18 protein-coding genes and 1 pseudogene are annotated in these 23,538 nt (G+C 70.7%); 10 read left to right on the top strand and 9 right to left on the bottom strand.

All coding sequences use genetic code 11. The features are described from left to right. Positions 1-299: 299 nt before the first annotated feature. Both LDO11_RS01685 and LDO11_RS01690 read left to right on the top strand, forming a co-directional pair. The gene (locus LDO11_RS01685; protein ID WP_232140006.1) at positions 300-8,219 is read left to right on the top strand and encodes an ESPR-type extended signal peptide-containing protein; all 7,920 of its coding nucleotides are present in this window, start codon (positions 300-302) and stop codon (positions 8,217-8,219) included. A gap of 125 nt (positions 8,220-8,344) precedes the next feature. Continuing rightward, on the top strand, positions 8,345-10,216 hold the full coding sequence (locus LDO11_RS01690; protein ID WP_232140008.1) for a S8 family serine peptidase: 1,872 nt from the start codon (positions 8,345-8,347) through the stop codon (positions 10,214-10,216). Between the two features lie 122 nt (positions 10,217-10,338). Here LDO11_RS01690 and LDO11_RS01695 read toward each other — a convergent pair whose 3' ends face one another. Further along, positions 10,339-10,860, bottom strand: coding sequence for an adenine phosphoribosyltransferase (locus LDO11_RS01695; protein ID WP_232140010.1), 522 nt, complete (start codon positions 10,858-10,860; stop codon positions 10,339-10,341). Positions 10,861-11,004: 144 nt separating this feature from the next. On the opposite strand from LDO11_RS01695, the gene LDO11_RS01700 reads away from it, so the two are divergent. After that, positions 11,005-11,370, top strand: coding sequence for a glycine zipper 2TM domain-containing protein (locus LDO11_RS01700; protein WP_129134998.1), 366 nt, complete (start codon positions 11,005-11,007; stop codon positions 11,368-11,370). A gap of 93 nt (positions 11,371-11,463) precedes the next feature. Here LDO11_RS01700 and LDO11_RS01705 read toward each other — a convergent pair whose 3' ends face one another. Next, on the bottom strand, positions 11,464-12,684 hold the full coding sequence (locus LDO11_RS01705; RefSeq protein WP_232140012.1) for a PQQ-dependent sugar dehydrogenase: 1,221 nt from the start codon (positions 12,682-12,684) through the stop codon (positions 11,464-11,466). Positions 12,685-12,763: 79 nt separating this feature from the next. Between LDO11_RS01705 and LDO11_RS01710 the strand changes: the two genes are divergently transcribed. The 3 genes from LDO11_RS01710 to LDO11_RS01720 all read left to right on the top strand — a co-directional run bounded on the left by LDO11_RS01710 (position 12,764) and on the right by LDO11_RS01720 (position 14,409). Then, positions 12,764-12,949 (top strand): hypothetical protein, encoded by a 186-nt coding sequence (locus LDO11_RS01710; RefSeq protein ID WP_232140013.1) that lies wholly within the window; start codon positions 12,764-12,766, stop codon positions 12,947-12,949. Positions 12,950-13,057: 108 nt separating this feature from the next. Beyond that, positions 13,058-13,816, top strand: a complete 759-nt coding sequence (locus LDO11_RS01715; protein WP_232140015.1) for an HAD family hydrolase — start codon at positions 13,058-13,060, stop codon at positions 13,814-13,816. A gap of 179 nt (positions 13,817-13,995) precedes the next feature. Further along, positions 13,996-14,409, top strand: coding sequence for a hypothetical protein (locus tag LDO11_RS01720; RefSeq protein WP_232140017.1), 414 nt, complete (start codon positions 13,996-13,998; stop codon positions 14,407-14,409). Positions 14,410-14,432: 23 nt separating this feature from the next. Here the strand turns inward: LDO11_RS01720 and LDO11_RS01725 are convergent, their stop codons facing one another. Then, positions 14,433-14,630 carry a hypothetical protein gene (locus tag LDO11_RS01725; RefSeq protein WP_232140019.1) on the bottom strand — a complete coding sequence of 66 codons (198 nt, stop codon included), beginning with the start codon at positions 14,628-14,630 and terminating at the stop codon, positions 14,433-14,435. A 112-nt stretch (positions 14,631-14,742) separates the two neighbouring features. Here LDO11_RS01725 and LDO11_RS01730 point away from each other — a divergent pair, with 112 nt between their 5' ends. Next, positions 14,743-15,150: a copper resistance protein NlpE N-terminal domain-containing protein gene (locus LDO11_RS01730; RefSeq protein WP_232140022.1), complete on the top strand. Its 408-nt coding sequence runs from the start codon at positions 14,743-14,745 to the stop codon at positions 15,148-15,150. Continuing rightward, positions 15,147-15,659, top strand: a complete 513-nt coding sequence (locus LDO11_RS01735; RefSeq protein ID WP_232140024.1) for a hypothetical protein — start codon at positions 15,147-15,149, stop codon at positions 15,657-15,659. The genes LDO11_RS01730 and LDO11_RS01735 overlap by 4 nt, the downstream gene beginning before the upstream one ends. 42 nt (positions 15,660-15,701) lie before the next feature. On the opposite strand, the gene purH is transcribed toward LDO11_RS01735, so the two are convergent. From purH to prmA, 4 genes are all read right to left on the bottom strand, one after another. Then, positions 15,702-17,288 (bottom strand): bifunctional phosphoribosylaminoimidazolecarboxamide formyltransferase/IMP cyclohydrolase, encoded by a 1,587-nt coding sequence (gene purH / locus LDO11_RS01740; protein ID WP_232140026.1) that lies wholly within the window; start codon positions 17,286-17,288, stop codon positions 15,702-15,704. A gap of 91 nt (positions 17,289-17,379) precedes the next feature. Further along, a complete protein-coding gene (gene fis, locus LDO11_RS01745) occupies positions 17,380-17,661 on the bottom strand; it encodes a DNA-binding transcriptional regulator Fis (RefSeq protein ID WP_129135007.1) in 282 nt (93 codons plus the stop codon). Between the two features lie 113 nt (positions 17,662-17,774). Then, positions 17,775-18,968 (bottom strand): DUF3426 domain-containing protein, encoded by a 1,194-nt coding sequence (locus tag LDO11_RS01750; RefSeq protein WP_232140027.1) that lies wholly within the window; start codon positions 18,966-18,968, stop codon positions 17,775-17,777. Positions 18,969-19,000: 32 nt separating this feature from the next. Further along, entirely contained in the window at positions 19,001-19,924 is a 924-nt protein-coding gene (prmA, locus tag LDO11_RS01755) for a 50S ribosomal protein L11 methyltransferase (protein WP_232140029.1), read from the bottom strand. 140 nt (positions 19,925-20,064) lie between these two features. Here prmA and LDO11_RS01760 point away from each other — a divergent pair, with 140 nt between their 5' ends. Continuing rightward, positions 20,065-21,123, top strand: coding sequence for a hypothetical protein (locus tag LDO11_RS01760; RefSeq protein ID WP_232140031.1), 1,059 nt, complete (start codon positions 20,065-20,067; stop codon positions 21,121-21,123). After that, a pseudogene (locus LDO11_RS01765) lies at positions 21,120-21,479 on the top strand (hypothetical protein); the annotation flags it as partial. The gene LDO11_RS01760 and the pseudogene LDO11_RS01765, both read left to right, overlap by 4 nt. 165 nt (positions 21,480-21,644) lie before the next feature. Here the strand turns inward: LDO11_RS01765 and accC are convergent. Next, positions 21,645-23,012 carry an acetyl-CoA carboxylase biotin carboxylase subunit gene (gene accC, locus LDO11_RS01770; RefSeq protein WP_232140032.1) on the bottom strand — a complete coding sequence of 456 codons (1,368 nt, stop codon included), beginning with the start codon at positions 23,010-23,012 and terminating at the stop codon, positions 21,645-21,647. 6 nt (positions 23,013-23,018) lie between these two features. After that, on the bottom strand, positions 23,019-23,513 hold the full coding sequence (accB, locus tag LDO11_RS01775; RefSeq protein ID WP_232140033.1) for an acetyl-CoA carboxylase biotin carboxyl carrier protein: 495 nt from the start codon (positions 23,511-23,513) through the stop codon (positions 23,019-23,021). Between the last annotated feature and the right edge of the window lie 25 nt (positions 23,514-23,538).

The raw sequence follows: 23,538 nt of genomic DNA on the forward strand, positions 1-23,538 counted from the left end.
TCGCGTCATGGCGACATCGGCCGGTCTCGTGCTGCCACGCGGTCATATTCGTGACGAATGTCGTCACATCCAGTGCCTTCATGGCTGTTCCGCGTCACGGCTTGACTCCCTGCGTCACCGGGTCGCAGTATCGAGCGTCAACAGGCCGTTGAGGGGGAGTTCAGCTTTGCATGCAGGCCGTGCACCCGTGCACGGCGGACATGCCAGCTGTCCGGCCTTGGCAGATCGTCTGCCTCTTCCTCGATTTCCAACCTGCGCGCTCTGCGCGTGGCGTCCACCACTCTCGAAGGAACGCATCGATGAACCGCATCTACCGCAAGGTCTGGAACAAGTCGCTGAACCAGCTGGTCGTGGCATCGGAGCTCGCCTCGGGCGACAGCGCCGGTGTACGGGCAGCCGATGTCGTGCTGCGCGGATACGGCATGCGGGCAGCGACCCTCGGCCTGGCGCTGGCCGGTGCATTGTTGGCGCCGGCGGCGATGGGCCAGTCGGTTTCAGTGGGCGAGAACCGCAACTGCCTGGTGCTCGATACCAGCCTGCTGGCGCGCTGCGCCGCGGCCGGGTCCGCGGATGCGAGCGGGCAGAACGCGGTCGCGATCGGCAGCCAGGCGAGGGCGAGCGGCGCGCAGGCAGTGGCGATCGGACGTGCCGCACAGGCCACCGGCGCCAACACCGTGGCACTGGGTGCGTCGTCGCAGGCCACCGCCACCAGCGCGACGTCGGTCGGCGCCAACAGCCGCGCGACCGCCGCCAACGCCACCGCGCTGGGTGCGGGCGCGAATGCGCAGCAGACCGGCGCCACCGCGCTGGGCTCGAACGCGCGCGCAGGCGCACAGCAGAGCACCGCGGTCGGCTTCAACGCGCAGACGCTGGCGACCGGCGGTGTTGCGGTCGGCCGCGCGGCGATCGTGCAGGGCAGTGCGGAGAACGCGGTGGCGCTGGGTCACGGTGCGATCGCCAGCCAGGCCAATACGGTGTCCGTGGGCAATGGCACCGGTGCCGGTGGTGCGCCGGCGACGCGGCGGATCGTCAACGTGTCCGCCGGCACTGCCGACACCGACGCGGTGAACGTCGCCCAGCTCAATGCGGTGGCGGACGTCGCCGAGGAGACCAGCCAGTACTTCCAGGCCACCGGCGAAGGCCAGGCCTGGGCAGAGGGCGAGGAGTCGGTGGCCGCCGGCGCGGATGCGCTTGCGGAAGGCGACTATTCGACAGCGGTGGGTTCGACCGCGCAGGCACAGGGTGACGAGTCGTCCGCCTTCGGCAGCGGCGCGTACGCAATGGAAGCGGGTGCCACCGCGATCGGCTTCAACAGTGTGGGCGCTGGCATCGATTCGGTGGCGCTGGGCGCGTTCGCCGAAGCCTGGGGTGAAACCAGCACCGCACTGGGCACCGCGGCCTACGCGGGCGAAATCGGCGCGACCGCGACCGGTGCGTCGGCCACCGCCGACGGCGCCTATGCCACCGCCACCGGCACCGAGGCCACGGCCTCCGGCACCCAGGCCACCGCCAGCGGCTTCCGTTCCGAGGCCACGGCCGATGGGTCGTCGGCCTACGGCAGCTACGCCACCGCCACCAGCTTCGGCGCCACCGCGCTGGGCTACGGCGCGGAAGCCTCGGCCGATACCAGCACGGCCGTCGGTTTTGGTGCACTGGCCTCGAACTTCGACGCCACCGCGGTCGGCGCCAACGCGATCGCCAGCGGCGACAATTCGGTCGCGGTGGGCGGTGCGTTCTTCGGCCTGATCCCGACCGAAGCCGCGGGCGATTTCTCCACCGCCGTGGGTGGCGCCGCCTTTGCCGGTGGCTTCAACTCCACCGCGCTGGGCAACTTCGCTTCGGCCGAAGGCGATAGCAGCCTGGCGCTGGGTTCCGACAGCGTCGCGGCCGCCGACAGCAGCGTGGCACTCGGCCAGGGCTCCGTGGCTGATCGCGACGACACGGTGTCGGTCGGTTCGGCCGGTGCCGAACGCCAGATCACCAATGTCGCCGCCGGCACCGAGGGCACCGACGCGGTGAACCTTGACCAGCTGCAGGAAGCCACCGCCGACACCCGTTACTTCCGCGCCACCGGCGATGGCGAAGCCTATGCGCTGGGCGAGGACGCCACCGCGGCAGGTTCGGATGCCTACGCCGAGGCCGACTACAGCACCGCGGTCGGTGCCGGCAGCAGTGCGCTTGGCGAGGGCGCGTCCGCGTTCGGCACCGGTGCACTGGCGGGCGGGCAGTTCTCCACCGCGTCCGGTTATGGCGCGGTGGCCGAGGCGACCTCCAGCACCGCCGTCGGCGGCACGCTGTACTACGTCGATCCGGCCACCGGCGAGGTCCTGCTCGACCAGGCCACGTCGGCCACCGGCGACGGTGCTTCGGCCCTGGGTGCCGGGGCACAGGCGTCCGGCGCGTTCGCCACGGCCACCGGCGCCGGGGCCGTCGCCAGCAACACCCAGGCCACCGCCACCGGTTACAACAGCCAGGCCACCGGCCTGGCAGCCACCGCCAATGGCGGCTTCACCGAGGCCACCGGTGATTTCGCGACCGCCCTGGGCTATGGCGCCGCGGCCACCAACACCCGCACCACCGCGGTCGGCATCAGCGCCTCGGCTTCCGGCCTCAACGCCACCGCGCTGGGCAACACCGCCACCGCCAGCGGCAGTGCCAGTCTCGCGGCAGGTAGCACGGCGACCGCCAGCGGGCTCAACAGCACCGCGATGGGCGGTTCCGCGCGAGCCACCGCCGACAACACCACGTCGCTGGGCCAGTTCGCCTGGGCCACCTCGGCAGGTTCCACCGCGATCGGCCGCGACACGTTCGCCTATGGCGGCATCAATGCCACCGCGATCGGCGTGAGTGCCTGGGCCAATGGCCAGAGCAGCGTGGCGCTGGGCGCCGGTTCGCGCGCCACCGAGGCCAACGTGGTTTCGGTCGGCAACGGCACCGGTGCCAGCGGGCATCCAGCAACGCGCCGGATCATCAATGTCGCGGATGGCATCGATGCCAACGACGCGGTCAACATGGGCCAGCTCGAGGCAGTGGCCGACGTCGCCGAAGGCACGTCGCGCTACTTCAAGGCCAGTGGCGAGGGCGAGGCGTTCGTGACCGGCGACGAAGCCGTCGCGGCGGGTTCCAACGCAGCCGCGGATGGCGACTACAGCACCGCGGTGGGTTCCTCCGCGCTCGCGCTGGAGCAGGGCGCCTCGGCGTTCGGCAGCGGGGCGTTCGCACTCGAAACCAACGCCACCGCGGTCGGTTTCAATGCCAGCGCCTCGGCGGCCAATGCACTGGCGCTGGGCGCGCTCGCCGAGGCGGCGGGCGAATACTCGATCGCGCTGGGCGCCGAGAGCCTGGCGTCGGGTGAGCTGTCGACCGCCACCGGGGCAGGCGCGGTTGCCACGGGCGACGGCAGCCTGGCCTCGGGTGCGCTGGCCGACGCCTCGGGCATCGAAGCCACCGCGGTGGGCTTCTTCGCCGATGCCTCCGGCGAGGTGGCGACCGCGGTCGGTGCGGAAAGCGTCGCAAGCGGCGAATCCTCGGCCGCATTCGGCTTCCTTGCGCAGGCGACCGATGACTACACCACCGCGGTCGGCGGTTACGCGACCGCCTCGGGCTTCAACAGCACCGCGCTCGGCAACTTCAGCGAGGCGTCCGGCTCGGGCAGCCTGGCGGTCGGCTCCGACAGCGTGGCGGCCGGCGATACCAGCACCGCAGTCGGCCAGGGCGCACAGGCGACCGGTGCCAACTCGGTCGCCGTGGGCGGCGCAGGCTTCTTCGGCCTGCTGCCCACGGAGGCCTCGGGTGATTTCTCGACCGCCATCGGCGGGGCGGCCTATGCGGCCGGCTTCAACTCGACGGTGGTCGGCAACTTTGCCGAAGGCCTCGGCGACAACACCGTGGTGCTCGGCTCGGATGCCGTGGCAACCGCGGAAGGTTCCGTGGCACTTGGCCAGGGTTCGCTTGCGGACCGCGACAACAGCGTGTCGGTGGGCTCCGAAGGTGCCGAGCGTCAGATCACCAACGTGGCGGCGGGGACCGAGACCACCGACGCGGTGAACCTCGGCCAGCTCGAAGAGGCCACTGCCGACACCCGCTACTTCCGCGCCACCGGCGATGGCGAGGCGTTCGCCGAAGGCGCGGACGCCACCGCCGCGGGGTCCAATGCGCTGGCCGAAGCCGACTATTCCACCGCGCTGGGCTCGAGCAGCAGCGCCTATGGCGTGGGCTCGACCGCAGTGGGCAGCGGCGCGACGGCGTGGGGCACCTACGCCTACGCCTCGGGCTACAACGCGGTGGCAGAAGGCGATTCCAGCACCGCGCTCGGCGGCTGGCTGTACTACGAGGACGAGGCCGGCAACGTGGTGCTCGACCAGGCCACCGCGGCGACCGGCTTCGGCGCCTCGGCGTTGGGGGCGGGCGCGCAGGCCAGCGGCTTCCTCGCCACCGCCGTGGGCGCCGGTGCCGATGCCGTGGGCGGGCAGGCGATCGCGGCCGGCTACAGCAGTTCGGCGGCGGGCGACTACGGCTCGGCCTTCGGTGGCTTCAGCGAGGCCACCGGTTACCAGTCCACCGCGCTCGGCTACGGCGCCGCGGCGGCCAGCGATTACTCGACCGCGGTCGGTGTCGCGGCCGGTGCGTCAGGCACCGGCAGCGTCGCGGTGGGCGAATACAGCGCGGCCACCGGCGACGAGAGCGTCGCGGTCGGCGGTACCACGTTCTTCGGCCTCATCCCCGCACAGGCCACGGGCACCGGTGCCGCCGCATTCGGCGCCGGCGCATGGGCCACGGAGGACTATGCAACCGCGGTCGGCTGGAATGCCTGGGCCGATGCGACGAGCGCAACCGCCATCGGCGAGAGCGCGTTCGCACTTGCCGACAACAGCGTGGCCCTGGGCGCCGGATCGGAAGCCGACCGTGCCGATACCGTCTCGGTGGGCAGCGCCGGCAACGAGCGCCAGATCACCAATGTCGCGGCGGGTACCGAGGACACCGATGCGGTGAATGTCGCCCAGCTCAACGAGGTGGCGGACGTCGCCGAGGAGACCAGTCGTTACTTCAAGGCCACCGGCGAAGGCGAGGCCTGGGTCACCGGTGAGGAAGCGCTTGCGGCGGGCTCGGGTGCCGCAGCGGACGGTGACTACTCGACCGCGGTGGGCTCCACCGCGCAGGCACAGGGCGACGGGTCGTCCGCCTTCGGCAGCGGCGCCTTCGCAATGGACATCGGCGCCACCGCGATCGGCTTCAACAGCGTGGGCGCGGGCATCGATTCGGTGGCGCTGGGCGCGTTTGCCGAAGCCTGGGGTGAAACCAGCACCGCACTGGGCACCGCGGCCTACGCCGGCGAAATCGGCGCGACCGCGACCGGTGCGTCGGCCACCGCCGACGGCGCCTATGCCACCGCCACCGGCACCGAGGCCACCGCCTCCGGTACCCAGGCCACCGCCAGCGGCTTCCGTTCCGAGGCCACGGCCGATGGTGCGTCGGCCTACGGCAGCTACGCCACCGCCACCGGTTTCGGCGCCACCGCGCTGGGCTACGGCGCGGAAGCCTCGGCCGATACCAGCACGGCCGTCGGTTTTGGTGCACTGGCCTCGAACTTCGACGCCACCGCGGTCGGCGCCAACGCGATCGCCAGCGGCGACAACAGCGTCGCCGTCGGTGGTGCGTTCTTCGGCCTGATCCCGACCGAAGCCGCGGGCGATTTCTCCACCGCCGTGGGTGGCGCGGCCTACGCCGGCGGTTTCAACTCCACCGCGCTGGGCAACTTCTCCTCGGCCGAAGGCGACAGCAGCCTGGCGCTGGGGTCCGACAGTGTCGCGGCTGCCGACAACAGCGTGGCGCTGGGCCAGGCCTCGGTGGCCGATCGCGACGGCACGGTGTCGGTCGGTTCGGCCGGTGCCGAGCGCCAGATCACCAATGTCGCGGCGGGTACCGAGGGCACCGACGCGGTGAACCTCGACCAGCTGCAGGAAGCCACCGCCGACACCCGTTACTTCCGCGCCACCGGCGACGGCGAAGCCTTCGCGCTGGGCGAGGACGCCACCGCGGCAGGTTCGGATGCCTACGCCGAGGCCGACTACAGCACCGCGGTCGGTGCCGGCAGCAGTGCATTCGGGGCCGGTTCCTCGGCAGTCGGCAGCGGCGCGACGGCACTGGGCGACAACGCAGTGGCCGTCGGCATGAACAGCAGTGCGGCGACCGGTTCGGTCGCGGTCGGTGGCATGGGCCAGGCCTACGACCAGTTCAACTCGCCGATCACCGACGACGAGGGCAATCCCGAGCTCGTCGCGGCCCAGGCCGGGGTGGATGCTGCCGCCGTGGGTGCCGGCGCGCTGGCCACTGGAGCTAGTGCTTCCGCGTTCGGCAGCGGTGCCCAGGCATTGGGGGGCAACAGCACCGCCAACGGCTTCAAGTCGCGCGCAACGGGTGAGTGGAGTACGGCCGTCGGCAGCAATGCATGGGCCAGCGGTGGCGACGCCACTGCGACTGGCGCCTACGCGTGGGCCACCGCCAATGGCGCAACTGCCTTCGGCGCCTCGGCCTGGGCCACCGCCGCCAACGCGTCCGCCTTTGGCTACGGTGCCTGGGCGGCAGACGGCGGTGCCACGGCGCTGGGTATGGATACCTGGGCGGATGGCATCAGCGCCATCGCAATCGGCCGCGGCGCCCTTGCCACGGAGAACTATGCGATGGCGCTTGGCGCGACGAGCCTGGCGGACGGCACCAACGCGGTCGCGATCGGTCGCGGCACTCTCAGCCTCGCCGACAACGCGATCGCGCAGGGCTGGCGGGCGACCGTCGACAGCAATGGCATCAATGGCGTCGCAATCGGCGCGAATGCCTATGCAGCGGCGGCAGACAGCGTGGCGCTCGGCGCCGGTTCGATGGCTGATCGCGCCAGCACCATCTCGGTCGGTGCGGCGCAGGCGTGGACCGACGAGTACGGCGTCGTTCACCAGCCCGTCGATCGCCAGATCACCAACGTCGCGGAAGGTACCGAGGACACCGACGCCGTCAACGTGGCTCAACTCAACTCGGTCGCGGAAGGTGCGGTGCGGTACGACGACGAGTCGCACTCGGTGATTACGCTGGACGGCAACAACGGCACGCGGCTGACCAACCTCGCCGCAGGCGCCGTGACGTCCGGCAGCAGGGACGCCATCACCGGTGGACAGCTCTTCGGCGCGATGTCGAGCACTGCGGAAGCGCTCGGCGGCGGCGCAGGCGTGACGGCGTTCGGAAGCCTCGTCGCACCGGTCTACACCGTTCAGGGGGGCAACTACTACAGCGTCGGTGACGCGATCGGCGCACTCGATGCCGAGATCGGCTCGCTGACGAACCGGATGTCGTGGGCGGAGCAGGACATCGCGGGCGTCGCTGCCGCGACCTCGGCATTGCAGTCGGACGTCGCTTCCCTGCAGACATCGCAGGACGCCGCCGTGCAGGACGGGGCTGGTGCAGGCGACGCCGTATCACCGGATGCGTCCGCATCGGTGACCGGCGACACCGGCATCGCGATGGTGGACGACGGCCCGGTTTCGACCGACTCTGATTCCGAAGAAACGCCCGCAGTGGGAACGGCAACCGTATCCGGCGGGCCCCGGACGATGTCGGCCGGTGGTCCGGTGCAGGTGGGCGGTGCACAGGCCGCTGCGCCGGGGGGCAGCCAGCTCACCGCTCCGGTGAGTTCGGCGGGCACCGCGATCGGTGAAGGCGCGGTGGCATCGGGCAACAACTCGGTCGCGCTGGGCGACGGTTCGGTTGCCACCCGCGCCAACACCGTCTCGGTCGGCAGCACCGGCAACGAACGGCAGGTCACCAACGTGGCGGCCGGTACGGCTGATACCGACGCGGCCAACGTGGGCCAGGTGCGCAGCACCGCAACCCAAACGCTGGGCTCGGCGAATGCCTACACGGACGCGAAGTTCGCCGCATGGGACGACAACTTCGAGGCGTACCGCGGCGACGTGGAGCGTCGCTTCGACGATGTCGACCGTCGCATGGACCGCCAGGGCGCGATGAACGCCGCGATGCTCAACATGGCCACCAGCGCCGCGGGCGTGCGCACGCAGAACCGCGTTGGTGTCGGTGTCGGCTTCCAGAGCGGCGAGAGCGCGCTGTCGATCGGTTACCAGCGTGCGATCAGCGAGCGCGCGACGGTGACGGTTGGTGGCGCCTTCAGCGGTGACGAGAAGTCGGTGGGTATCGGCGCGGGCTTCGGCTGGTGATGGACACGGGGTGGCCGGCCCGCCGGCCGGCCACCTGACAGCGCAGGGATTTCCAAAGCGGTTCGCGGCGGCGCGACGACGGATCGCACACGTGCAGCACCCAACTCAAGAGAGGCAGGAACGAGATGAAGCAGAGCAAGATCAGCATGGCGGTCGCCGCGGCGATCCTCGTCGGCAGCGTTGGCATGGGCGTGTCCGCGGCCGACCGCATTTCCGGCACCCGCGTGAGCGAGCCCTCGACCGCGCCCGCCGTGGCCACCACCGGTGACCGCTATGTGGTCAAGTACCGCGATACCGCCGCGCGCTCGCAGGCGGCGGCGCTGAAGAACGCATTGGGCCGCTCCGGGCTCGACCGTCCGTTGCAGGCCACCGCGAACGCAAGCGCACGCGCCGCGGTGTCCGCGCAGGTGCTGCGCCGCACAGCAGCACCCGGCTGGCACGTGGTCACCACCTCGCGGCCGCTGAGCGCGTCGGAGTCTGCGACCTTCCTGCGCGAACTGGCGGCCGACCCGGCCGTGGTCTCTGCGGAACCCGACCTGCTGTACCGGCACATGGGCACGATGGGCCCGGCCGCGGCGCCGAACGATCCGAACTACGCGCAGTACCAGTGGAACTTCAACAATCCCGCAGGTGGCGTTGGCGCCGAGGAGGCCTGGGAGATCTCCACCGGCGAGGGCGTCGTGGTGGCGGTGCTCGACACCGGCATCGTGCAGGGGACGCTGGACCTGCAGAACAACGTGATCCCGGGTTACGACATGATCAGCGACGCGCGCGTGTCGCGTCGGGCCGAGAACGGTCGCGTTCCAGGCGGCTGGGACCTTGGTGACTGGGAGGAGGAGAACTACTGCGTCGCGCTCGGCGCGCCGCCGCACGGGCCGGCATCGAGTTCCTGGCACGGTAGTCATGTCGCCGGCACCATCGCCCAGGAGACCAATAACGGGACGGGCCTGGCGGGCATCGCCCATGGCGCGCAGGTGATGCCGATCCGCGTGCTTGGTTCCTGCGGTGGCTTCGGCAGCGATATCTCCGACGGCATGCTGTGGGCCGCCGGCATCAGCGTGCCCGGGCTCCCGGACAACCCGAATCCGGCCGAAGTGCTCAATATGAGCCTGGGCAGCGGCGGACAGACCACGTGCCCGGGGCTTTACCAGGATGCGATCAACCAGGTCAACGCTGCCGGTTCGATCATCGTCGTCGCGGCGGGCAACGCCAATGGCAACGCCGCCAACTACACGATGTCGGCCTGCAACGGGGTGATCAGCGTCGGCGCCACCCGCATCACCGGCGGCAAGGCCTCCTACTCCAACTACGGCGCGCGCGTGGACATCTCGGCGCCGGGTGGCGGTGGTTCGGCCGACGGCAACCCGAACGGCTACGTCTGGCAGGTGACCAACGGCGGTGCCCAGAGCCCCGAACCGGGCAACTGGATCCTGCGCGGTTCCGCCGGTACCTCGATGGCGTCGCCGCACGTGGCCGCGGCCGCGGCGATGGTGCAGTCGGTCGTGGAGACGCCGCTCGACTGGCAGGAAATGCGTGACCTGCTGGCCGAAACCGCGCGCCCGTTCCCGGTGGCGATCCCGGCGTCCACGCCGATGGGCGCGGGCATCCTCGATCTGCCGGCGCTGCTGGAAAAGGCCACCGAGGAGCCCTGCGATCCGGCGGTCGAGGAATGCGGGCCGGACGCCACCACGATCCAGAACAAGGTGCCGGTCCCGGGCCTGGGTGGTGCAGCGGGTTCGGAAGTGCTGTACGCGATCGAGGTTCCGGCAGGCATCACCGGTCCGCTCAGCATCAGCACCAGCGGGGGCAGCGGCGACGTCTCGCTGTACGTCAGCTTCGACGAAGAGCCGTCCGCAGGCGACGCCGACTGGAGCTCCACGCGTCCGGGCAACAGCGAGACGGTGCGCATCCCCTCACCGCAGGCCGGCACGTACTACATCAAGCTGGTCGGCGTGCGTGCCTACAGCAACGTGACGCTGCAGGCCCGCCACAACTGAGTCCGCAAAGCGGTATGGAAAAGCCCCGGCTGGTGCCGGGGCTTTTTTTGTGGTTTCTCCAGAAGAGAAGAACCCTCTGTCAGCTGCGGCGGGCGGTCCCGGACCGGCCGCGCATCACCCGCTCAGAAACGCACCGCGGCGTGCAGCGCGATGTCCGCATGCGGCCAGCGTTCGCGGGCGTCCAGCGCCTCGAGTTCGACCAGCACGCCGACGCCGACGAGTTCCACGTCGAGCCGCTGCAGCAGGCGTGCACCGGCGATCAGGGTGCCGCCGGTGGCGAGTACGTCGTCCACCAGCAGCACGCGCTGGCCGGCCTGCAACGCATCCACATGGATCTCCAGCCGGTCGCGGCCGTATTCCAGTGCGTAGTCCTCGTGCAGGGTGCGCGCCGGCAGTTTTCCAGGCTTGCGGATCGGCACGAAGCCCGCGCTCAGCGACAGCGCCAACGCACTACCGATGATGAAACCACGCGATTCGATACCGGCCACCGCATCGATGCCGGACCCCCGCCACGGCGCGGCCATCGCATCGATCGCAGCGGCGAGGCCGCGTGCATCGGCCAGCAGCGGAGTGATGTCGCTGAAGCGGATCCCGGGCCGCGGAAAATCGGTGACCTCGCGGATCAGGTGGTGCCAGTCGTGCATGGGTGTTCTCCGGACGGCGATGCATGATAGCCACGCGGCGGGTTAAGGCCGCAGCCATGTTCGGGCTCCCGTTTCACTGCCTGTTTGCGGCGGCGTACGCACCATCGCGTCACCCCATCGCGTCACCCCATCGCGGAGAACGACATGAACAAGTTCCGCAGCTTTGCCGGTGCGGCCGTGCTGTCGCTGGCAGCGTTCGGCACCGTGCACGCGCAGACCTACGGCCCGCAGGACGAAGGCCGGCGCTTCAATGACGGCAGCCGCGTCGTCTGCGAGGACGTCGAAGTGCAACGCGCAGGCAGTGATCCCAACCGCGTTGCCGGCACTGCCGCGGGTGCGGTGATCGGTGGCCTGGTCGGCAACCAGATTGGCAGCGGCAGTGGCCGCAAGATCGCGACCGTCGGCGGTGCCGTTGCCGGTGGCGCGATCGGCCGCAACGTGCAGGGCAACCAGCAGGAAGCCCGTGGCGAGCGCGTCGTCGAACAGCGCTGCCGACGCGTCCACAACTGACGTCCCGCTATATCCCGCGGCAAAGCAGAAGGGCCCGCAATGCGGGCCCTTCTCACGTTCCGGGGGGGGCGACGTCGCCGCCGCGTGCGCGCGTCAGGGGCGTGCTGTCCCGGCATCCGTCACCGGCACCAGCCGGAACATCCGGCCGCTGGAACCACGGCCACCGTCCTCGAGCAGCCATAGCGCACCATCCGGCCCCTGCTCGACTTCGCGGATGCGGGTCTGCATCGGATAGCGCTCGACTTCGCGCGCGCTGTCGCCATCGAAGGCCACCCGCACCAGTGCCTGCGACGACAGGCCACCGATGAATCCGTCGCCGCGCCAGTCCGCGAACCGGTCCCCGTCGTAGATGACGAAGCCTGCGGGGGAGATCACCGGCGTCCACACCACGGCGGGCGCGTTGAATTCGGGCCGCGTGGCATGGTCCGGAATCGGCCGGCCGTGGTAATGCTCGCCGTCGGACACCAGCGGATAACCGTAGTTGGCGCCGCGCTCGATGCGGTTGAGTTCGTCGCCGTTCTTCGGGCCCATTTCGTGCACCCACAGCCTGCCGTCGCCGTCGAAGGCCAGGCCCAGCGGGTTGCGATGGCCCAGCGACCACACCTGCGCGGCCACGCCACCCTGGTTGGCGAAGGGATTGTCGGCGGGCACGCTGCCGTCGTCATGCAGACGGATGACCTTGCCCAGGTTGGAGGCCATGTCCTGCGAGGGATCGAACTTCTGGCGCTCGCCCGAGGTGATCCAAAGCATGCCGTCGCCATCAAAAGCGATGCGATACGCGTAGTGGCCCTGCCCGGAGACCTTCGGGACCTGTCGCCAGATCACCGCGAGGTCCTGCAGCTCGCCACCGTCGCCATCGATCCGCAGCCGCGCGCGGGCGACCACGCCGCCCGCGCCACCGTCGCCGGCTTCGGCATAGCTGATGTAGACCAGCCCGTTGTCGGCATAGCCCGGGTGCAGCACCACGTCGCCCAGTCCGCCCTGGCCACCGTAGGCGACTTCGGGCACGCCGGAGATGTCGCTGCCGCGGCCGCTGGCCGGATCGAACAGCTTCAGCGTGCCGGGCTTCTCGGTGACCAGCAGGCGGCCGTCGGGCAGGAAGGTCATCGCCCAGGGTTCCTTGAACTGCGCCACTTCCTCGGTGATGAAGGGACGGCCGTCCGCCGCGGGCAGCGCGATCGTGCGCGCCGCGGTGGTGGCGGCAGGCGCGGCATCGGCGACCGGGGCAGCGGCGGCGTCGGCACGGGCGCTGGTGTCCGCGCTGCAGGCGGCAAGTGCGGCAATGCAGGCGGCAGCAAGCAGGTGTCGGGTCATGGGAGCGTCCGGCTGGAATGGTGGATGGGAAGGGTAACGCGTACGAAAGGCCGGCAGAACCGATGGAGACCCGCCGCCCGTGCCGCTTGCCGGCGGACCCGACAGCAGTGGCGACGGCACGCCCGGCCGCGACGAGGCCGCGACGCATTCCGCATCGGCGAGCGGTGCTCGACGGGCGGATGACGACGGCGACAGCCAGCTGACCGCTGACCAGTACCGCATGTCCGCCGCCGCTCAGGGCGCACGCCCGGCCGGCGACGAGTGACCGCTGGATGCGGCATTGCCCTGCAATGAAGACAGCGAAGCCGCCGCGGCCGCCTTCGTCATGTCCGGTGCGGTGTCGATACCGCGGCCCGGGTCCTACAATCCGCCGATGCAGACGTCCTCTCCCGACACCGCCGCCGGCGGTATCCACCTCGTGGGTTTCGATGCCGACGACACCCTGTGGCGCAGCGAGGATTACTTCGCCGCCGCGCAGCGCGAGTTCGAGCGCATCGTCGGCGGCTATATCGACCTCGACAACGCACGTGCACGCCAGCGCCTGCTGGCGATCGAGAAGGGCAACCTCGCGCTGTTCGGCTATGGCGTCAAAGGCATGGCCCTGTCGATGATCGAGGCTGCGGTCGACATCACCGCGCAACGCATCAGCGCGACTGACCTGCACCGGATCGTGTCGATCGCCAAGGACATGCTGCGCCATCCGGTGGAGCTGCTGCCGGATGTGCGCGCGGCGGTGGAGGCCGTCGCCCGCGAACATGCGGTGGTGCTGATCACAAAGGGCGACCTGTTCCACCAGGAGGCGAAGGTGCGCCAGTCCGGTCTGGCCGACCTGTTCGGCCGCATCGAGATCGTCAGCGAGAAGGATGACGCCACCTATCACCGTGTGCTCGGCGAATTCGGCCTCGGCCCGGCCCAGTTCTGCATGGTCGGCAACTCGTTGCGCTCCGATATCGCGCCGGTGCTGCGGCTCGGTGGCTGGGCGGTGCACGTGCCCTATCACCTGACCTGGGAGCACGAGCGCGAGGCCGACATCGATCCGGCGGTGGGCGATCGCTGGCGCGAACTTCCCGGCATCGGTGGCCTGCCCGCGGCGGTGCGCAGTCTGCATGAGCTGGCGTGCGCAACGCGCTGAGCATCGCCGCCGGTGACGCGCGGGTAAGCCGTTGCATGGCTGAAAACGCGTTGTAAGGGGTTACGTCTGAACGGGTTCGCGTAACAGGCGCCGGATCCAGTTGTGGTTCACCTGTGACGAGGCAGCTTGGACCCGCGCGCTGCGATGGTCGTGGCGCGATCGGACCCAAGGAGCACCTCATGCCCGTAATTGCCCGCTGGATCGCGCCACTGGCGCTTGCACTCGGCCTGGGTGCCGCCTCGCTGATGCCGGCATCGGCCCGTGCCAGTGATGACCTGGTGCGTGTGATCGTCGATGCCGCCGACGTCATCCTGCGTGGAGGTGCTCCCTATTACCGCCATGAAGGCTACGACGACCGGTTGATCGTCGAACGCGACCGCTATGGTCGTCCGGTGTACTACCGCTACGCGCCGCGCAATGCCCACGTCGTGCATTACCGTGGCCGGCATCCGGTGCATGGCATTCCGCCGGGGCATCGCAACAATGTCCGCCATGCGCCGTCGCGCAACGTGCGTTGCGACCGCCGCGGTCGTTGCACCGCGCAGTACTACGACCCGCGTTACGACCGCAAGACGCGGGGCCGTCGCTGGTAGCACGCACCGGCGCTGCCGGGCCGTCATTTGGCCCGGTGGTGGTGATCCTCGACCGCCGGCGCCACGCGCAGGCTGGCCTCGACACCGGCGCCGACCTGCTCGCTCAGCTGATGCAGCACGATCGCGTATCCGACCCCGGCGAGCAGCAGTGCCGACGCGCCGATGGTCCAGCGGCGCAGGCGGGGGCGGATGGGGGCGGATGGGGATTCGGTGCTGGCCATGACTCGTACTCCGGGTGCTGCCGCCGCTTTGCGACATGCACGGCAAGCGTAGGCAGCGCCACGTCTCGGCGGCGTGCACGCCACGGGCGTACGCGTGCGGCACAATCGCCGCATGCGTAATCCAACGGGCATCGTCGCGGGACCGGCCATCCTTCTGCTGCTGTCGGCATGCGGATCGCCGTCGCCGGAGCCACCTGTGCAGGCGGAACGCATGGAATGGCAGGGCATGCAGCACTGCGCCGATTGCGATGCCATCGATACCGTGCTGGTGCTGTCGCACGGAGACGGCGAGCAACGGTTCGAAATGATCGAGACCTATCGGCTCGACGGCGGCGGTGAACCCTTCACCGATGCCGGCGCATGGCGGTACGACGACACCCTGGTCCGCCTGCAGGGCGACGATGGCAGCCTGCGCACCTACCTGCTGCTGGGCGACGGCCGCCTGCAGTCGCGACAGGCCGATGGTCGCGCCGAGCGCGCAGCGCATGAACTGCAGCCGGTGGCCGGAGTGACGCAATGAACATGATCCAGCGCTTCCTTGTGGCGTCCGCAATGCTGCCGTTGCTGCTGGCCCTGATGCCCGCTGCCCTGGCGCAGGATTCGGCCACAGCGGAGGCCGCCGAGGAGAGTGCATCCGTGCAGCCGGTCGCTGCCGGCCCCGCCACCGGCGACACCTGGATCGATGCCCGGCTGCTGGATATCGACCACTACGCCGCGCGCCACCTCGATGCCTTCATCGATGAACTGGTGCGTTACCACGGGGCGCCGCGTGCGCTGGCCGCGGAACTGCTCGCACGCGAGGATGCGTGGTCCGCGGGAGACCTGTATTTCGCCTGCGCGCTCGGCCAGGTGTCCGGACGTCCCTGCCGTACCGTGGTCACCCTGCGCGAGCGCGCGCCGGCGCAGCCCTGGTCGGAGATCGCCGGCCAGGTGGGCGCCGCACCGGGGACTGCGCCCTTCCAGCGCCTGCGCACGGAAATCGCCGCAAGCTATCGCCGCTGGGCGCGCCCCTTGCCGGACGCCGACTGACCGGTTCTGTCGCCGGCACTGCCTGCGTGGCCCCGATGCCGCTCAGTGGCGGAAGTGGCGCACGCCGGTAAAGACCATCGCGATGCCGTGCTCGTCGGCGGCGGCGATCACCTCGCCGTCGCGCATCGAACCGCCCGGCTGGATCACCGCGCTGATGCCGCATTCCGCGGCGGCATCGATGCCGTCACGGAACGGGAAGAACGCATCGCTGGCCATGACCGAACCCTCGACCTCCAGCCCGGCGTCCGCCGCCTTGATGCCGGCGATGCGCGCGGAGTACACCCGGCTCATCTGACCGGCGCCGACGCCGATGGTGCGCTTGTCCTTCGCATAGACGATCGCATTGGACTTCACGAACTTCGCCACCTTCCACGCGAACAGCAGGTCGGCGAACTGTGCCTCGGTGGGCGCGGCCTTCGTCACCACGGTGAGTTCGTCGCGCGTGACCACGCGGTCGTCCACGGTCTGCAGCAACAGGCCGGAGCCGATGCGCTTCGTGTCGATGAAGCCCGGTGCCGCCGCGGCCATCGGGATCTTCAGCACGCGCACGTTGGCTTTCTTCCGCGCGTACTCGAGGGCGCCGTCGTCGTAGTCCGGGGCGATCAGCACCTCGACGAACTGGCGGTCGAGGATGGCCTTCGTGGTGGCGGCATCGAGGGCGCGGTTGAACGCGATGATGCCGCCGAACGCGCTGGTCGGATCGGTGGCGTAGGCGAGCTCGTAGGCGTCGCCGCAGGCCACGCCTACCGCCACGCCGCAGGGATTGGCGTGCTTGACGATCACGCACGCCGGCGCATCGAACTGGCGCACGCATTCCCAGGCCGCGTCCGAATCGGCGATGTTGTTGTAGCTGAGTTCCTTGCCCTGCAGCTGGCGGAAGGTGGCCAGCGAACCCGGCGCCGGATGCAGGTCGCGGTAGAACGCGGCCTGCTGGTGCGGGTTCTCGCCGTAGCGCAGGTCCATGACCTTGATGAAATTGCCGTTGGCCTGCGCCGCGAACGGGGTGCGCGTCGGCACCGTGGCCGCGGCGTCGGTGACCGCGGACAGGTAGTTGCTGATCGCGGCGTCGTACTGGGCGACCCGGTTGAACGCCGCCACCGACAGCTCGAACCGCTTCGCCGCCGACAGGCGGCCGTCGTTGGCGGCAAGCTCGGCAAGCAGGCCGGGATACTGGTCGGGCGAGGTCGCCACCGCCACGCGGGCGAAGTTCTTCGCCGCCGAGCGCAGCATCGCCGGGCCGCCGATGTCGATGTTCTCCACCGCCTCGGCCAGCGTGCAGTCGGCGCGCGCGGTGACCTCCTCGAACGGATAGAGGTTCAGCACCAGCAGGTCGATCGGGGCGATGCCGTGCTCGGCCATCACCGCATCGTCGGTGCCGGCGCGGCCGAGCAGCGCGCCGTGCACCATCGGGTGCAGGGTCTTGACGCGGCCGTCCATCATTTCCGGAAAGCCGGTGACCTCCGCCACGTCCCTGACCTCGAGCCCCGCGTCGCGGATCGCCTTTGCGGTGCCGCCGGTGGACAGCAGTTCGACGCCGCGCGCGGCGAGCGCGCGCGCCAGCTCGACCAGGCCGGTCTTGTCGGAAACGGACAGCAGGGCCCGGCGCACGGGCAGGAGATCGACGGACATCGCGGGGATCTGCAGGCGAAAACGGGCGGCCATTGTACCGGTGGCGTCCGGGTGCCCGCGGTGCGCGCGCGCTTCGTCCGCGGATGCGGCTTCAGTCGCCGACGGTAAGGCCGTAGTCGCGCAGCTTCTTGCGCAGCGTCGCGCGGTGGATGCCCAGCATCGCCGCGGCGCGGCTCTGGTTGCCCTCGCAGTGGTTCAGCACCTCGACGAACAGCGGGATCTCCAGTTCGCGCAGCGCGACCTCGTAGAGGTTGTCGGTACCGCTGCCGTTGAGATCGCCGATATAGCGCCGCACGGAATTGGCGACGTGCTCGCGCAACGGCGTGCGCTGACCAGCGCGATTGGACGGTTCTGGGCGATCGGCGGTGTTCAAGGCGGCTTCCGCAACTGCGACGGCGCCGTCGGCAGCCCCTGCCTCCCCACGGCAGCGGACCCGCGACGGGGCCAGCGAGTCTAGCGCGCCGCTCGGCCCGAAGTCCAAACCGCTCAGCCGAAGGTGAAGTTGAACGCCACCGTGTGCGGGGACGGCTCCACCACGTCGATCCGGAACGCGGCGGCGGCGCCGGGGGCCAGCATGTCGGCGGCATCGGTCGGCCGGTATTCGCCGGGTGCGAACCAGCGCGCGCCGAGCGGACGGCCGTCGACATCGGACAGGGTCAGCAGCAGCATCGGCCACGCCTGCGGGTAGGCGGCATCGTTGCGCAGCGTGGCGCTGACCTGCAGCACGCCGGATTGCGCGGGATGCGGACGCACGTCGCGCTGCACGAGAACGATCGCATCCGGCGCATGCCACGGTGGCAGCGTGCAGCGCGCCAGCGTGCATGCGGCCGCGACCCACGGCCGCCAGGTGGCGTCGCCGGCAAGACGGACGCGATCGGCAAGCAGCAGCTGCAGCACCAGCAGCACCGCAAGCGCGGGGATCGCGATGCGCAGCACGCGGCGTTCGCGCGGCGACAGGGCGTGGGCGGCCGGCGATGCCGTGCGCAGGAAGCTGGGTGCCGTGCGTACGCCCGCAGCAGGTTGCGCGGACGGCGGCGCAGCGGGCGCACCGGTGGCTGCGGGCGCCGGCGCGCTCGCGGGCGCCTGCGGGGCAGGCGACGATGTCGATGCCGCCGGCGCTGTTGCCTCCGCGACAGGCGTGTCGACATCCGCCACGGCGGACGGCGCCGGCTGCGTCGGTGGCGGCGCGGTCGCTGGTGGTGGCCGGGTGCCCGCAGCGGCCGTCGGCCGCGCTGTGGCGGGCGCCGGTGGCGCGTCGTCGCCGGGTGCCTCGTCGTCCTGATGTGGGGAGGGGCTCGCGGCTGCGTCGGTCGCGCGCCCGGCTGCATCGTCGCGAGGGGGTGCGGCGGTGTCCGCAGGTTCGAACCCTGGCGACGATGGCGGCACCAGTGCCGCGCTGGGTGGCGGTTCGTGCAGCGGGATAAAACGCACCGCGGGCTTGGGACCCGGCGCGGGCGGCGTCGCCGGCATCATCGGCGCGGTCGGGGCGGCGAGCCCCGGCGGATCGGCCAGCAGCGGCGGTGGTGCGACGGCCACCGGATCGGTGGCCGTGGGCACCGTCACCTGCCGTGCCTGCATATCGCGCAGGCCGAAGTCGCAGCGTGGGCACTGCAGCGGCGGCAGGTCGGTCACCAGGTCGGTGGCGACCAGCGCATTGCAGTTCGGACAGTTGATGAACATGACGGACCGCGATCCCCCCGGAGCCGCCCTATTCAATCACGGCGACGCACTCCGTCGATGCGAACCCAGTCACCTTCGTGGGTGACGGCCAGCGACTCGAACCACGGCCGGTAGCGACGCAACAGCTCCTCCTGCTGGCCATCGAGGATGCCCGACAGCGCCAGCCTCCCGCCCGCTTCCACCCGCTCGGCGATCGGCTCCGCCAGTGCATCCAGCGCACTGGCGAGGATGTTGGCGACCACCACCGGGAACTGCCCGGCGGGTGCCGCCTGCGGGTTGGCGACCTCGAGCTGCGCGCCCACCGCGTTGCGGTCGGCGTTGTCGCGGCTGGCCAGCAGCGCCTGCGGATCGTTGTCGATGCCGAGCGCGGCGACGGCACCGAGCTTGAGTGCGGCGAGTGCGAGGATGCCGCTGCCGCAGCCGTAGTCGAGCACCCGGCGCCCGCGCAGTTCACCGGCGGCGGCGAGGCCATCCAGCCACTGCAAACACAGCGAGGTGGTCGGATGGGTGCCGGAACCGAAGGCGAGCCCGGGGTCGAGCCGCACCACCGCGGCATCGGCGCCCTCGGCCTCGGCCGGCAGCGGAGCGTTCCACGGCACGATCCAGGTGCGCGCGCCGAAACGCAGCGGCACGTACTGGTCCATCCACGCGCGCTCCCAGTCCTGGTCCTCGACGGTGCGGAAGGACGCCCGGCTCCAGTCGAGCACCGGGTCGAACGCCTCCAGTGCCGCCAGCAGCAGCAGCGGGTCGGCGTCGTGCGCGAACAGTGCGTTGAGCACCAGCGAGCGCCACAGCGGCGTCTCGCCGACGCCCGGTTCGAGGATCGCGCGCTCGTTGCCGGTCTCGGCATCGGCGTCGAGCAGGGTGACCGCCAGTGCGCCGACATCGTCGAGCGCGCGCTCGTAGCGCGGCTGTTCGTCCTCGGTGCAGGGCAGGGAAAATTCGAGGTACGGCATGGCGGGGGACCAGCAGGGGGCCGCGCATCTTGGGCCCCGGGCCGGGCAGGGTAAACCCCGGTGCGTGGACGCGATGATGGCGTACCATGCCGCCACGCCGGGCGCGTCGACGCCGCGCGGTCGTGACGACGGAGGCTTGCATGCGGCAGTTCGCCGCGCTGGTGGATTCCCTGTTCTCCGGGCGCGGCGCGGCACCCGTCGCCGGGCTGGCGCGGGCGCTGATGCTGGCCGTGCTGGCGGCGTTGCTGGTTGCCGGGCTGGCGCGGATGCGTGATGGCGAGGCCGCGTCGGCGGTTGTCGTGGACACCGGCGAAGCGCCCATGATGCCGGGCGGAGCCAGCGCTCCACGTCCGGTGCCGGCCGTGCGCGATCAGCCGGCCCCTGTGCAGGCGACACGGCCGGTCCCCACGGCTTCCGTGCATCGCCCGCTGGCCGCCCGCCGCGCCGATGCCCTGGCCGCCGCCTTCGAACGCGCGCCCGACCTTTATGCGCTGTCGCGTGACCTCGCGCCCGCGGTGATGGCGGGCGACGCCGACGCGTTGTGGGTCAACAGCCGCATCCACGACTACTGCGCGGGCTATGCCGCGTCGCCGGCCGGATATGCACGCGACACCGGCGTGCTTGCGCGGCTCGATGGCCGGCGTGCTGCCGCACTGCGCGCGGCGCGCGAGCGCGTCGCGCAGCGTTGCGGCCGTTTCGCGCCTGTCGATGCGTTGACCGTGGCCGGCGTCATCCGCCAGCGCGAGGACGCGGCGCTGGCCGGCCATCTCGCCGCCGAGGCCAGCCTGCTGGCGCTGGAGGTTCCGCTCGATGACAGCCCGGAATACCTGCGCGACCTGGTCGAGCGGGTGCACCGGTCCAGTGATGCCGAGGCGTTCGCCGCGCTGTCGCCCGGGATGGGCGTCGCGGCCAGTGGCCGGACGGCATTCGCCGGCCTGGTGGCCGGTACCCCGTTGGCCGAACTGGCCTGGCAGCTGGCGGCGTGCCGGCAGGGGCTCGACTGCGGCCCCGGCTCGGCGCTGATGACCGGCTACTGCGCGAACGGCGGCATCTGCGCGCGCGATGCCAGGCAGGATTTCGAAGGGTTCGTATACGACGCTGCAATTCCGCGACAGGGGGCGGAAGAGCTCGAGGACATGGTGGACACACTGCTGCAGCGCGTGCAGCCGCAGCGTGTGTCCGGGAGGCTGGAGCGATGAACAGAAGGACGGGTAGCCGCGCGCCGCGGCGGGCGCGGCAATGGGTGTGGGTCGCGGTGTTCGCCGCCTACTCGGTCACCGCGGCCGGGGTGATGATCGACGCGCTCGCCGACAACTACCGCGAGCTCTCGCAGGTGGCGTCGACCTCGGTCGAGTCGCCGGAACACACGCGCAGCCTGGGTGCGACGCAGCTGGCGGCGGCGTATCGCGCGCAGAGCGGGGCGCCGTTCGCCACCCTGCCGCCGGGCAGCATGTTCCGGGTGGTGTGGCCCGACGGCTCCAGCGAATACGTGATGGTGGTGAGCCGGTCCTCCGGCACCGGCATCCGGCCGATTCCCGGTACCCAGCGGCCGGCGCCCGAGGATGTTGCCGCGACCGGCCGGCTGCAGCTGTTGCCCGCCTCGGCCGGCGAGGTGCGTGCCGTGCAGGGCCGCGTGCGCAACTGAGCCGCCGATGCCGACCGCGCAGCCCGCGCGGTCGGCATGCGGGTGCAACCGCGGCGCCCGGGCCGCGGTGCCGGCTCAGCCGATCGTCAGCGACTTGTCGCGACGCTCGGCCAGGCGCTTCTCCAGGTAGTGGATGTTCTGCCCACCGGCCTGGAAGCCCTTGTCGCGCATGATCCGCGCCTGCAGCGGGATGTTGGTGCGGATGCCGTCGATGACCATCTCGGAGAGCGCCACCCGCATCCGGCAGATCGCCTGCTCGCGGTCGGCGCCATGCACGATCAGCTTGCCGATCATCGAGTCGTAGTTCGACGGCACGCGGTAGCCCTCGTACACATGCGAATCGACGCGCACGCCCGGGCCGCCCGGGGCGTGGAAATGCTGGATCAGGCCGGGTGACGGCAGGAACGTCTCCGGATCCTCGGCATTGATGCGGCACTCGATCGCGTGCCCGGTCAGCACCACGTCCTCCTGGCGGATCGACAGCTTCTGCCCGGCGGCGATCATCAGCTGCTCGCGGATCAGGTCGATGCCGGTGACCATCTCGGTGACCGGGTGTTCGACCTGGATCCGGGTGTTCATTTCGATGAAGTAGAAGCGGCCGTTCTCGTACAGGAACTCGAACGTGCCGGCACCGCGATAGCCGATGCGGATGCAGGCCTCGGTGCACACCCGGCCGATCTCCGCGCGCTGTTCCTCGGTGATGCCCGGCGCCGGCGCTTCCTCGACCACCTTCTGGTGGCGGCGCTGCATCGAGCAGTCGCGCTCGCTGAGATGGATGGCATTGCCCTGGCCATCGGCCAGCACCTGGATCTCCACATGGCGCGGGTTCTCGAGGAACTTCTCCATGTAGACCATGTCGTTGCCGAACGCGGCCTTGGCTTCCTGCTTGGTGGTGGCAATGGCATTCGCCAGCGCGGCCTCGGTATGCACCACGCGCATGCCGCGCCCGCCGCCGCCGCCGGCCGCCTTGACGATCACCGGGTAGCCGATCTCGCGGGCGATCTTGACGTTGGTCGCCGCGTCGTCGCCGAGCGGGCCGCCGGAGCCGGGCACGCAGGGCACGCCGGCGTCCTTCATCGCGCGGATCGCCTCGACCTTGTCGCCCATCAGGCGGATGGTCTCGGCCTTGGGGCCGATGAAGATGAAGCCGGACTGCTCGACGCGCTCGGCGAAGTCGGCGTTCTCCGACAGGAAGCCATAGCCCGGGTGGATGGCCTGGGCGTCGGTGACCTCGGCGGCGGCGATGATCGCCGGCATGTCGAGATAGCTGCGGTTGGATGGTGGCGGGCCGATGCACACCGACTCGTCGGCCATGGCCACGTGCTTGAGGTTGCGGTCGACGGTGGAATGCACCGCGACCGTACGGATGCCCAGCGAGTGGCACGCGCGCAGGATGCGCAGCGCGATCTCGCCGCGGTTGGCGATGACGACTTTATCGAGCATGCCCGCTCACCCGATCACGAACAGCGGCTGGTCGAACTCCACCGGCTGGCCGTTCTCGCACAGGATCGCCAGTACGGTGCCGGACGCGTCGGCCTCGATCGGGTTGAACATCTTCATCGCCTCGATGATGCCCAGCGTCTCGCCGGCCTTGACCTGCTGGCCGACGGTAACGAACGGCGGCTTGTCCGGCGCAGGCGATGCGTAATAGGTGCCGACCATCGGCGAGAGCACCCGGTGGCCTTCGGGCATCGCCGGGCCCGCGCCGCTGGTCTCGGCGCTGCGCCCACTGCCGGTGGCGGCGTCCACCGGCGAGGCCATCGGCATCACCGGCTCGGCGGCCCGCGTCGGCTGCGGCGCTGCCTGCACTGGCGCGTAGGTCATCGGGGTGCCGGTCGGGTTGCGCGACAGCCGCACCGACTCCTCGCCTTCCTTGATCTCGATTTCGGCGAGGTTCGACTCCTCGAGCAGGTCGATGAGCTTCTTGATCTTTCGCAGGTCCATGGAGGCCTCGTGGTTGCGGGCCCGG

It is taken from the genome of Alterluteimonas muca (assembly GCF_021191595.1).
GTDB classification, from domain to species: domain Bacteria; phylum Pseudomonadota; class Gammaproteobacteria; order Xanthomonadales; family Xanthomonadaceae; genus Luteimonas; species Luteimonas muca.